We start from the raw sequence: 12,243 nt of genomic DNA on the forward strand, positions 1-12,243 counted from the left end.
TAATTGGAATATACCCATGCGTGAATCAATGAATTTCGATGTTGTTATCGTCGGTCTTGGACCCGCGGGCTTATCTGCGGCTTGTCGTTTGATGCAACAAGCACAAGAAGCTAATCAAGAAATATCTGTTTGTGTGGTTGAAAAAGGCTCAGAAGTCGGTGCTCATATTCTATCTGGAGCAATATTAGAACCAAGAGCCCTGAATGAATTATTTCCTGATTGGAAAACAAGGGGAGCTCCTTTAAATACACCCGTTACTGAAGACCAAGTATTTTTCTTAACAGATAATGAGAAATCAATAAAATTTCCAAATCTCATTGTACCTAAAACGATGCACAACACTTTTGCCAATGAAGAAAGTAACTATATTGTTAGTCTAGGTAATGTCTGTCGTTGGTTAGCTGAGCAAGCAGAAGCACTTGGAGTAGAAATTTTTCCCGGCTTTGCTGCCTCAGAAATTTTATATAATGAAGACGGTAGTGTAAAAGGGATTGCCACTGGTGACATGGGCATTAGTGAAAATGGCGAGAAAAAAAGTAGTTATATGCCAGGTATGGAGCTTCACGCTACATACACTATCTTTAGTGAAGGGTGTCGCGGTCATTTAGGAAAAGAGCTGTATGCAAAGTTTAACTTAGATGAACATAGTGATGCGCAACATTATGCATTAGGGTTAAAAGAACTTTGGGATATTGCCCCTGAAAAACATCAACCCGGACTCGCTATTCATGGTTCTGGTTGGCCCATGCACGGCTTAGGGGTAGCTAATGGTGAAAATGCGGGTGGTGGGTTTTTTCTCTATCATACCGAGAACAATCAAGTCACTGTTGGGTTAATTGTCGACCTTAACTATGAAAATCCCTATCTAAGTCCATTTGATGAATTTCAAAAACTTAAGCATCACCCGGTATTAAAACAATATTTAGACGGTGGTCAACGTATTTCTTATGGCGCTAGAGCAATTGCTAAAGGAGGCTTTAACGCCTTACCTAAAATGACATTTCCTGGGGGCCTTTTAATTGGATGTGAGGCGGGTACATTAAATTTTGCAAAAATTAAAGGCAGCCATACGGCAATGAAATCAGGGATGCTCGCGGCGGAAGAAGTTTTTGCAGCCCTAGAATTTTCCTATAAAAATAACACACAACCAGAAAAAGAACTTGTGAGCTACAAAAAAACGTTCGAAGCCTCTTGGTTGTTTGATGAATTATACCGTAGCCGAAATTTTGGTCCGGCAATGCACAAGTATGGCGCTATTTTAGGGGGCAGCTTTAATTTTATTGATCAAAACATCTTTCAGGGTAAATTACCTTTTACGCTTCGAGACAATAAAGCCGATTACGAGCAGTTAAAACCTGCCGATCAATTCACCCCTATTGATTATCCAAAACCGGATGGAAAATTGAGTTTTGATAAGCTCTCTTCGGTATTTGTCTCTAATACTAATCATGGAGAAGATCAGCCTTGTCATCTGAAGTTGAAAGATACTGATATTCCGTTAAAGCATAATTTATCAATATACCAAGAACCTGCTCAACGTTATTGCCCTGCCGGTGTTTATGAAATTATTGTTGAGAATGACACACCTAGTTTTCAAATCAATAGTCAAAATTGTTTACATTGTAAAACCTGCGATATCAAAGATCCGGCCCAAAATATTACTTGGGTTACTCCAGAAGGTATGGGTGGTCCTAACTACCCAAATATGTAAGAAGAAATCAACATGATGAATAAAGAAAGCAACGAAGACATTCTAGTATCAAATGTAGATGATGGTGTGTTAACTATCACGTTAAATAGACCTAAAGCTTACAATGCCTTAAGAAATAATGCGTTACAAGAAATAGTAAATGAACTAGAAAAGGTTGAAAATGATAACAATATCAAGGTTGTTATCATCACAGGTGGCAAAAAAGTATTTGCTGCGGGTGCCGATATTAAAGAAATGGCTCAGCTAAATGTGGTTGGTTTGCTTAATGATATTCGCCCAGTATTTTGGCGTAAAATTGCGGCATTTCCAAAACCTATTATTGCCGTAGTTAACGGATTTGCGCTAGGAGCAGGTTGTGAGCTAATGATGCATTGCGACATTGTCATTGTCGGCGATAATGCCCAAATAGGTCAACCAGAAATCAACTTAGGCATTATGCCTGGTCTTGGTGGCACCCAGAGATTACTGCGTACTGTTGGCAAGTCTATGGCAATGCAAATGGTGCTTTCTGGCGAGTTTATTAATGCCGAACAAGCCAAAAACTTCGGTTTAGTGAGTGAAGTTACCTTGCCAGAGCTTAGTTATTCTCGCGCATTAACCTTAGCAAAAGTGATTGCTCAAAAGTCACCAATTGCCGTGCGTATCGCAAAAGAATCCCTATTAAATGCTTATGAAACCACACTTGAAGCAGGACTTGCTTCAGAAAGAAAAGCGTTTACTTTACTCGCTGCTACAGAAGATAGAGCTGAGGGTATAGCGGCTTTCATGGAAAAACGTAAGCCTGTGTTTCAAGGTCAATAGGAGTCATTACCAATGAATAAATTCACCACAGATTCTGTTATTGCCATTATCGGCGGTACTATGGGTGCCGGTATTGCACAAGTAGCAGCCAAAGCAAATCATCAAGTTTTATTATTTGATGTGGCAAAAGGTGCTGCTGAAAAAGGTATCGACAATATCCGTAAAGGCTTAGGTAAATTAGTTCTGCGTAGCCGTATGACTCAGCTTGAACTCGATGCACTTGTCTCTCGCATTGTGCCTATTTCTGATATTAAACAATTATCCTCAGCTGATTTAGTTATTGAGGCTATTGTTGAAAAACTTGAAGTTAAACAAATGCTCTTTCGTCAACTTGAAGACATTTGTCATGAAAATGCTATTTTAGCGTCTAATACCTCTTCCATTTCGATCACTGCTATTGGTGCGAAACTGTTAAGACCACAGAACCTCATTGGTATGCATTTTTTCAATCCCGCACCCATCATGAAATTAGTAGAGGTGATTAGCGGTTTAGATACGGATAAACAGGTTGCTGACAACATTTTTGAATTAGCAATTAATTGGGGTAAATTAGCGGTTCATGCTAAATCTACTCCTGGTTTTATTGCTAATCGTGTTGCTCGCCCTTTTTATGCTGAAAGTTTACGAGTATTGCAAGAAGGGGCTACTGATATAGCCACTATTGATGCATTATTTAGAGAATGCGGTGGTTTTAAAATGGGTCCTTTTGAATTAATGGACTTAATTGGTCACGATGTGAACTATGCGGTTACTTGTTCGGTTTTTGAGGCTTTTTATCAAGATCAACGCTTTTTACCATCTTTATTGCAAAAAGAACTCTTAGATGCGGGGCATTTAGGTCGTAAATCTGGTCGAGGTTTTTATCAATATCCTCAAAATACACAAACAGAAAACAGCAAACAACAACCTGATTTAGCATTAGATACACAATTAATTACCATTGAAGGTGATCTGGGGATAGCTGAAACATTACTTCCATTATTTGAAAACAATGGGCTAAAAATAAACAGAGTGCCGGCTGCAGATCATCAACAAACAAGTGAAGGAAGGATAATCATAGGTGATGCCATATTAATGCTCACTAATGGTCAATTCACTACACAACGCGCCACGGATCTAAAATGTCCAAATTTAGTCCATGTTGATTTGAGTTTAGATTATCAAAAAGCCAAGGTTATCGCCCTTTCTCCGTGTTCAACATTATCTCTACAAGCCCTTAATTGTGTCATTGCTCTTTTCCAAACTATTGAAAAAACAGTGGTCGTTATTGACGATGTGCCGGGTATGGTATTGATGCGCACTGTTTGCATGTTAGCTAATGAAGGATTCGACGCCGTTAATCAGCAAGTGTGTAACGAAGATGCCGTAGATATTGCGATGAAAGCCGGTCTTAATTATCCATGTGGTCCAATAAAATGGGCTAACAATTTAGGCTTAAGCTTCACATTAAAAGTATTAAATAATTTAGCGATAACTTATGGCGAAGATCGCTTCAGAGCTTCGCCATTATTACAACGAAAAGTTGCACAACAACAATTAGATGTTATTAAAAAGAGTATAACAACAGGATAATACAAATGAAAAACGCTTATATCTGTGATGCAATCCGTACCCCTTTTGGACGTTATCTTTGGTAGTTTATCTTCAGTGCGAGCTGATGATTTAGGTGCTATACCAATAAAAGCCTTAATGGAACGAAACCCTCAGGTTGATTGGTCTCAAGTTGATGATGTTGTTTATGGCAATGCAAACCAAGCAGGTGAAGATAATCGCAATGTTGCGCGGATGTCGGCATTACTTGCCGGCTTACCTGTTAATGTTTCCGGAAATACTATTAACCGATTATGTGGTTCAGGAATGGATGCCATAGGTATAGGCGCACGTGCGATAAAATCGGGAGAAGCAAATTTGATTATTGCAGGCGGTTGTGAATCAATGTCGCGTGCCCCTTTTGTTATGGGTAAAGCAGAATCAGCTTTTAGTCGAGACATCAATGGCCCTTATGATACGACTATCGGATGGCGCTTTGTAAATACCAAAATGAAACATGAATATGGCGTGGATTCAATGCCTGAAACGGCAGAGAATGTTGCTGAAGATTTTAATATTTCCCGTGAAGATCAAGACTTATTTGCCTTTAATAGTCAGCAAAAAACAGCAATAGCAATAAAGAACAATCTTTTTGCTAAAGAAATTATTCCTGTCAGTATTCCTCAAAGAAAAGGGGAGCCAGTGATTATCGACACGGATGAACACCCTCGTGCCGATACAACGCTAGCAACATTGAATAAACTTAGAGCACCTTTTAGAGAAAATGGTTCTGTAACGGCGGGCAATGCCTCTGGTGTTAACGATGGCGCTTGTGCCTTAATTATTGCTTCAAAAGAAGCGGCTATATCACAGGGTTTAACACTTAAAGCCCGTATAGTTGGCATGGCTACCGCAGGGGTAGAACCAAGAATCATGGGATTTGGACCGGCAGTTGCTATTAAAAAGCTACTCAAGCAAACGGGATTAACCTTAGATCAAATGGCAGTGATTGAGTTAAATGAAGCATTTGCATCGCAAAGTTTAGCTGTAATGCGAGATTTAGGTTTAGCTGACGATGCTAAGCAAGTGAACCCAAACGGTGGTGCTATTGCCTTAGGTCATCCGTTAGGTGCTAGTGGAGCTAGATTAGTGACGACAGCAATGTATCAACTTGAACGCACACAAGAACGCTATGCTTTATGTAGTATGTGTATTGGTGTTGGTCAGGGCATCGCTCTTATTATTGAACGAGTATAAAGAGATGAATATCATTGAATACAGTTTTGGAGGATGTAACTGATGCGTCGATTACCCCCTTTGCTGCATTACGCTCTTTTGAGGCGGCAGCTCGTCATAATAATTTCAAGCTTGCTGCTGAAGATGTTTGTTTGTCGGCGTCAGCTGTTAGCCATCAAGTTAGATCATTAGAAGAGTATCTCGGTATTCAACTGTTTCATCGAGAAAAAGGAAAACCAATACTAACCAGTACAGGCGCTGTTTATTTAGAAAGTATCAAAGAGGTTTTTGATATCCTTGAAAGTGCCACAAATTCTGTAACTAAACGTAGTAAACGCTCATCGTTAACTTTGAATTTATTGCATTCATTAGCTTCATGTCTTGGTTACTTTCCTTACTACCTAAGTTAAAATCAAAACACCCTGAACTTGATATAAAATTACTCAGTGCAACAGGCCCCGTTGAGTTTAGCAGTGATGATATTGATGCTGCTATTCGCTATGGAGATGGAAACTGGTTAGGGTTACAGAGTGATTTTTTAATGGAAGATGAATTATTGTTAGTGTGTAGCCCTGAGATTGCAAAATCGCTTCCGTCAATAAAGCAAATCGAAGCGTTATCACAACAAACACTAATCCATTGTAGTTTAGCCGCTGATGAATGGAAAAATTGGCTGCTGGCTGCCGGTAGTGACTCATTTACTAGTTCGCATTGGCTAGATCTTGATAGTAGAGGTTTAGTACTTGAGGCCGCATCTTCTGGTTTAGGTATTGCCATTGGCAGAATGCCTTATGTAGCCGAGTATTTAAAATCAGGCCGATTGGTAGAGCCTTATCCTATTCGTGTAAAAACAGGTAAAGGATACTATCTAGTTTATCCTGAACACCATGCTAACTTTGATAATGTCGTTAAATTAAGAGAGTGGCTACTTGAAGAATGTATAGTGGCATAATTTCCCTGTATTAATACACTAAGAACCACTGATTTAAAAGAGGTACACCAAACAATCAGTGGTTTTCGTTCGTTTTCGGCAATATCACTTAAAGTACTTCGCGCCGTTATTCTTCTATTGTAAATTTCATAGTAAAAACAGATGCCCTTGATAGTGTGCGAATCATTAATAAATGTGTGATTAATTAGATCTTAGTAAAAAAAAGACCAGGTAACCGATACCTGGCCAAAAGGAAATAATTCGTTGAATTTAGTTTACTTTTGTATTTGCAGTAATTTCGTTCTCGGTTAATTTTGTCATCGTCAATCCAGTAACTCCTAACACAATAGAAATTATCGGGCTTAATAAACAAAAGAAAGCAAATAGTAGATATTCCCCGGTACTTACACCTAACACACCCGCCATATAAACAGCATTAGTGTTCCATGGTACCAAGGGGGCTGTTACTGTCCCGCCATCTTCAATACAGCGAGATAAATTTTTAGGGTGTAATTTAAAACGTTTAAATGACTCTACAAACATCCTTGCAGGAAGCACTATCGCCATCGTTTGGTTGGCTGCGGTAATGTTAGTAAAAATACAAGTTGCTATTGTTGCAGCCACTAAACTACCAACATTGTGAACCATTTTTAAAATAGTTTCGGTGAGGCGACTTAACATACCACTTACTTCCATTATGCCACCAAACACCATAGCAACTATCGCTAATAAATTAACTTGCGTCATACTAATCATACCGCCACGAGAAAATAATCGGTCAATCATGGCGTTGCCTGTTTCTATGCTAAAACCATTGGAAAGTGTTGAAAATATTAGTGAGTAAGCGCCTAACCCAGTAACTTCGCCACCTAACATGTTACTAAGTAATGGCCATTGAAAAATAGGAATAGCGATCACCGCTAACAATAAGCCACTGATTAATGCAGGCATAGAAGATACGCCTTTCATAACGAGAAACAATACGGCACATGGAACAAAGAGTAATAATGGCGTAATGGTAAAATGTTGGGTAATAGTTGATCTTACCTCGTCAAGTGTTGAATTATCGATAGCACCATTAGCATAGGAAAACCCAACCACTAAATAAATCAATAATGAAATAATAATGGCGGGTCCAGAACTGAACATCATATGCTTAATATGAGTGACAACATCTGTATTGACCATAGCAGGAGCAAGATTAGTTGTATCAGACATAGGTGACATTTTATCGCCAAAATAAGCCCCCGAAATAACAGCGCCTGCGGTCATGCCCATGGGAATATTTAACGATTCACCAATCCCCATTAAAGCTAAACCTATTGTGCCTGCTGTTGACCAACTTGACCCTATGGCAAGTGAGATAATGCAACACAGTAAACAGGCAACAAAAAGAAAATAAGTTGGGTTTATAATTTGTAAACCATAATAAATAAACATGGGTACTATGCCAGACATAATCCATGCAGCAATTAAAGACCCAACAATGAAAATAATCAATATTGCAGGCATGGCAGAATCAATTGCCTTGCGCATACCTTTTTCAATTTCATTATAAGGAATTTTAAGGTGTAACAAGGCAATGCTGCCGGCAATAAAAGAACTAATTACAAGAATGTAAAGTGTCGGTATTGCATCATCACCCAGTAAAAAATTTAAAAACATTAACAGGATTAGTACAATAACGGGGCATGACGAAACTAAAAGAGATGGCTTTTTTCGGAGACTTTGCATTTTTAAGTTCCTCAGGTATTAATTATAGAAGGAATAAATGAATCCCCTTAACAATGGATAATGCGTTCAAGTATCATAGCAAGATGTTTGAACGCTTATTCAAACAGATTAATTATTTAACTTGCACTCGGTTTAAAGTTTTTTTTTAACATTTATTAAGCCGAGCTCAGGTTATTTAGTACTTATCGGTGATAAGTGTGAGTAGTTGTGGTAAATCAAAATTAACTTCAGAGATGAGCGCTTCTATTTTATGAGCGCGATCAGCCCCAATAATATCATCTGCTAGTAAATGAAATTTATCACTGATTTCTTTATCGGACAGTGGATTATCTGGATCACCCCTTGGTGTTCGGGCATCTGATTGCAATTCTCTACCATCATTTAAAAATAGGGTAACATCAGCCCAACGTTTATCTATACTGATTGCGGTGTAATGTGCATCATCAACTAATTCAGTTGCAGTACTGATACGTTGTACTTCTTTGTCTTGTAAAATGCTTTCTTGTAACTGTTTGGGTCCAATTTCGCCATGTACTGCCATAATGGCAAATGGATAAGCTAAAGCATAAGTCAGTTCGTCCATTGTCTTAGGGGCATGCTTGACTAATCGTGTAGCATAATGAAACGTGTTTATTTGAGCGCGTTCAATATCCGTACTGACAAGGTTATTGTCTTTCATTAAATCTTGCACTGCGTCAATGGCAGGATGAGCCCAACGACAGACTGGATAAGCCTTATAATGTGTATTATTGACTTCCCATCGTTGACCTAAATCGTCCCAATAGGGTTTTGCTTCTTCCCCTTCTGCGGTGATAGCAGGTGCACCAGTAAAACCTAATTGTGCCATATAAGCGGCAGAGACACCTGATGGCGCTCCCCAACCCACACCATCTCGCAACATCGTTGGATGGTCAATGCATCGCATCATTTGGCTACGTGGTCCATGATATTCAGCAATTCCAAGCGCATGACGCGTTTGCTCTTTATCAAGCTTGAGTAAATAGGCGCCGGCGGCGGCGGCGCCAACTGCTGTCCACGCTCCAGAAGTGTGATAGTCTGCAACTGTACCATGCATACATAAACCTGAACGATATCCTACTTCGTACCCAATAATTAAGGCGACTAATAAGTCTTGACTGCTGACGTCTTTACCTTGACGCAATAGGTCATCAATAAGCGCAATAACCGCAGGAAAAATACCTGATCCGGCATGCCCTTTCACTTTAGAGTAACCATCATGGGCATCAATAGAGTCGACAGTGAATGCTCCTGCCATAGCGGCACCAACAGGACTTACCGTTAAACCTGAAAAGAGTAATCGTGAAGCTGCACTATCAACTCCCGCAGGCATTTGGGTTCGAGCAAACTCTTTAACAATATTTGAAATTCGTGTTGTTGTACCTATGGCAGCAACGCCTATTGTATCTAACAAACTTCGACGCATTACAGCTAAAACGTCTTCTGGTATGTCTTGATAGCGTATCGTCTGAATAAATTCTGTAACGGAAATAGTCATAGTAATCCTCAATATTTTCTTTAAAAGCGACTAGTTTATAATTTAAGCCAAACTGACTTAGTTTGGGTGTAAGACAACAAGCATCCCATACCACGATCTCGACCATGTCCCGATTGCTTATAACCACCAAATGGTTGTGTCGCATCGCCATCGCCATAACAATTTACCCAAACAGTTCCTGCTTCAATTTCCTTGACCATTTTGTGCGCTTTACTCAAATCTCGAGTCCAAACCGAAGCGCCTAAGCCATAAATACTGTCGTTAGCAATACGAATTGCATCATCGGCATCATCAACGGGAATAATTGCCGCAACAGGCCCAAAGATTTCTTCGCGCGCTATGGTCATATTTGAGGTGACATTATCAAAAAGGGTAGGTTCGATGTAGGCACCTTTATCGAATCCTTGCGGTTTTTTGCCACCAAACAATAAGGTTGCACCTTCACTTTTTCCCTTTTCAACATAACCCATAACGGTATTAAAGTGACTTTGACTGACTAATGGTCCCATCGTCGTTTCAGGATCAAGCGGATCACCCGGTACAAAAGCCGTTTTGGCTTTTTCTGTAAAGCGTTTAACAAACTCATCATGAATTGAACGTTCAACTAATAATCGAGATCCAAGACTACAAACTTGTCCAGAATTAGCATAAATACCGGCAATAGTTGCATCAACCGCATCATCTAAATTAGGTACATCAGCTAAAATTATTTGTGGGCTTTTACCTCCACACTCTAAAGACACTTTTTTCAGGTTAGACTGCCCTGCATAAACCATCATTAAACGACCTACTTCGGTTGAACCAGTAAAACATACTTTTGCGACGTCCATATGCAACGCAAGTGCTTTGCCTGACACTTCACCAGGACCATTAATGACATTAAAAACACCGTCAGGGCCGCCTTGACTTCACTAAATAACTCAGCTAAAAACAAACAACTCAATGGTGATTGTTCAGCCGGTTTAAGTACAACGGTATTACCTGCTGCTAATGCAGGAATGACTTTCCACATAGCAAGCATCATAGGAAAGTTCCATGGACTTATTGCCGCAACAACACCTAGAGGCTCACGTAAAATATAATGAAATGCGCTGTTATCCGTATTGGTTACAGCACCTTCCATTTTATCAATACATTCAGCAAAATACCGAATAGTGCTAATAACTTCAGGTAAATCAGCGGTAAGTACGCGTGTTACGGGTTTTCCCATATCTAAGCTTTCAAGTACGGTTAACTTAGCAGCATGCTGCTCTACTAAATCGGCAAATTTAAAGAGTACATTCATGCGTTTGCGAGGTGAAATATGAGACCACACGCCTGCGTCGTATGCTTGTTTAGCAGATGCTACTGCTTCATCTACATCGGCTTTAGTCGCAATCGCTAACTCGCCAATTACTTCACCCGAAACAGGATTAACTGTTTCTAGTGTGTGACGATCGGCACCGTCTCTATAAACGCCATCAATATATAGGCCTGTTTCAATCCGAACTTTTTCCGCTTCGGCTTGCCAAAAGGCATGATTTTTTTCTAGTAAGTGTTGCAAAATAGTTCTCCTTAACTTAACGCTTCTATGGCTAATACAATACGATCACACGCTTTTTCAAGTTCACTCAACGAGGTCGCATACGATAAACGGAAATGATTTTCGTATTCAAAGGCGCTACCAGGCACTACAGCAACGAGGGCGTGTTCTAATAAATATGAAACAAAATCGATGCTGTCTTTTATCTCTATACCTTGGGGTGTTTTTTTGCCAATAAGCGCACTGAAACCAGGATATAAATAAAATGCACCTTCTGGTGAATTGCACTCTATCCCATCGATGGCATCTAAACGTTTGACTAAATAATCACGTCTTTCTTGATATGTTTTTGCCCAATCTTGTAAGTATTCTTGGGGTCCTTCAAGTGCAGCAATAGCAGCAGCTTGGCTAACAGAGCAAGGGCACCCAACGGCTTGAGAAAGTACTTTTAGCAACATTTGCATAAAGTTTTCAGAACTGGCGGCGTAACCAATACGCCAACCTGTCATACAATAAGCCTTAGATACCCCATTAAGCACTATTGTTCTATCATAGAGCTTGGGCTCGACAGCTGCAGGGTTTGCATTAACAAACTTGTCGAAAACAATATGTTCATAGATATCATCAGCTAATATCCAAACATGAGGGTATTTAATTAACACATCAGTTAATGCTTTCATTTCATCAACACTATAAGCCGCCCCTGTTGGGTTGCTTGGCGAGTTAAGCATTACTAAACGTGTTTTATCATTAATTGCTGCTTCAAGATCAGCGGCTTGTAACTTAAAACCTTTATCTTGTGGACATGCTACAAAAACAGGTTCTCCACCCGCTAGCATCACCATGCCAGGATAGGAAGTCCAACAGGGAGTTGGAACAATAACTTCACTGCCTTCGTCTAATAGTGTTTTCATTACATGAAACAGTAATGGTTTTACACCACTATCGATTGCGATTTGGTTAACGTTATAGTTTAGGTTATTTTCTCGTTTAAACTTATTAACAACGGCTTGCTTTAAGTCTTTAGCACCGTCTGATGGCGTATATTTAGTTTGATCTGCTTCAATTGCTTGAATCGCCGCTGCTTTTATATGAGCCGGCGTATCAAAATCTGGTTCACCAATACTTAGATCAACAATATCTTTCCCTTCAGATTTAAGCTTACCGGCAAGTGAAAAAACTGTGTTTATCGCCGAGGGCTGAAAACGTTCAAGCTGCTTATTAAATTGTGGCATGATGTTTCGTTCCATTTTAATGAATGA

General features: G+C 39.6%; 10 protein-coding genes and 1 pseudogene. 6 read left to right on the forward strand and 5 right to left on the reverse strand.

All coding sequences use genetic code 11. The annotated features are described in order from the left end of the window. Window positions 1–28 precede the first annotated feature (28 nt). The 6 genes and pseudogenes from L3081_RS01965 (at window position 29) to L3081_RS01990 (ending at window position 6,230) form a co-directional block, all read left to right on the forward strand. Window positions 29–1,711: an electron transfer flavoprotein-ubiquinone oxidoreductase gene (locus tag L3081_RS01965; RefSeq protein ID WP_242285473.1), complete on the forward strand. Its 1,683-nt coding sequence runs from the start codon at window positions 29–31 to the stop codon at window positions 1,709–1,711. Between the two features lie 12 nt (window positions 1,712–1,723). After that, window positions 1,724–2,512, forward strand: a complete 789-nt coding sequence (gene paaF, locus L3081_RS01970; protein ID WP_242283055.1) for a 2,3-dehydroadipyl-CoA hydratase PaaF — start codon at window positions 1,724–1,726, stop codon at window positions 2,510–2,512. 12 nt (window positions 2,513–2,524) lie between these two features. Beyond that, window positions 2,525–4,084 carry a 3-hydroxyacyl-CoA dehydrogenase gene (locus tag L3081_RS01975; protein WP_242283056.1) on the forward strand — a complete coding sequence of 520 codons (1,560 nt, stop codon included), beginning with the start codon at window positions 2,525–2,527 and terminating at the stop codon, window positions 4,082–4,084. Between the two features lie 5 nt (window positions 4,085–4,089). Beyond that, window positions 4,090–5,299 (forward strand): annotated as a pseudogene (gene pcaF, locus L3081_RS01980) (3-oxoadipyl-CoA thiolase). Window positions 5,300–5,313: 14 nt separating this feature from the next. Next, a complete protein-coding gene (locus L3081_RS01985) occupies window positions 5,314–5,688 on the forward strand; it encodes a LysR family transcriptional regulator (RefSeq protein ID WP_242283057.1) in 375 nt (124 codons plus the stop codon). Next, window positions 5,655–6,230, forward strand: a complete 576-nt coding sequence (locus tag L3081_RS01990) for a LysR substrate-binding domain-containing protein (protein WP_242283058.1) — start codon at window positions 5,655–5,657, stop codon at window positions 6,228–6,230. Before L3081_RS01985 ends, L3081_RS01990 begins: the two co-directional genes overlap by 34 nt. A 249-nt stretch (window positions 6,231–6,479) precedes the next feature. On the opposite strand, the gene nhaC is transcribed toward L3081_RS01990, so the two are convergent. From nhaC to L3081_RS02015, 5 genes are all read right to left on the reverse strand, one after another. After that, a complete protein-coding gene (gene nhaC, locus L3081_RS01995) occupies window positions 6,480–7,943 on the reverse strand; it encodes a Na+/H+ antiporter NhaC (RefSeq protein WP_274620277.1) in 1,464 nt (487 codons plus the stop codon). Between the two features lie 175 nt (window positions 7,944–8,118). Then, window positions 8,119–9,459, reverse strand: a complete 1,341-nt coding sequence (locus tag L3081_RS02000) for an MmgE/PrpD family protein (RefSeq protein WP_242283062.1) — start codon at window positions 9,457–9,459, stop codon at window positions 8,119–8,121. A gap of 35 nt (window positions 9,460–9,494) precedes the next feature. Beyond that, complete coding sequence (locus L3081_RS02005; protein ID WP_242283063.1) at window positions 9,495–10,316, reverse strand: aldehyde dehydrogenase family protein; 822 nt, start codon at window positions 10,314–10,316, stop codon at window positions 9,495–9,497. Then, entirely contained in the window at window positions 10,247–11,002 is a 756-nt protein-coding gene (locus L3081_RS02010) for an aldehyde dehydrogenase family protein (protein ID WP_242283065.1), read from the reverse strand. The genes L3081_RS02005 and L3081_RS02010 overlap by 70 nt, the downstream gene beginning before the upstream one ends. 11 nt (window positions 11,003–11,013) lie before the next feature. Next, window positions 11,014–12,216 (reverse strand): pyridoxal phosphate-dependent aminotransferase, encoded by a 1,203-nt coding sequence (locus tag L3081_RS02015; RefSeq protein WP_242283066.1) that lies wholly within the window; start codon window positions 12,214–12,216, stop codon window positions 11,014–11,016. Window positions 12,217–12,243: the final 27 nt, after the last annotated feature.

The sequence above is a fragment of the Colwellia maritima genome (assembly GCF_022669015.1).
GTDB lineage: Bacteria > Pseudomonadota > Gammaproteobacteria > Enterobacterales > Alteromonadaceae > Colwellia > Colwellia maritima.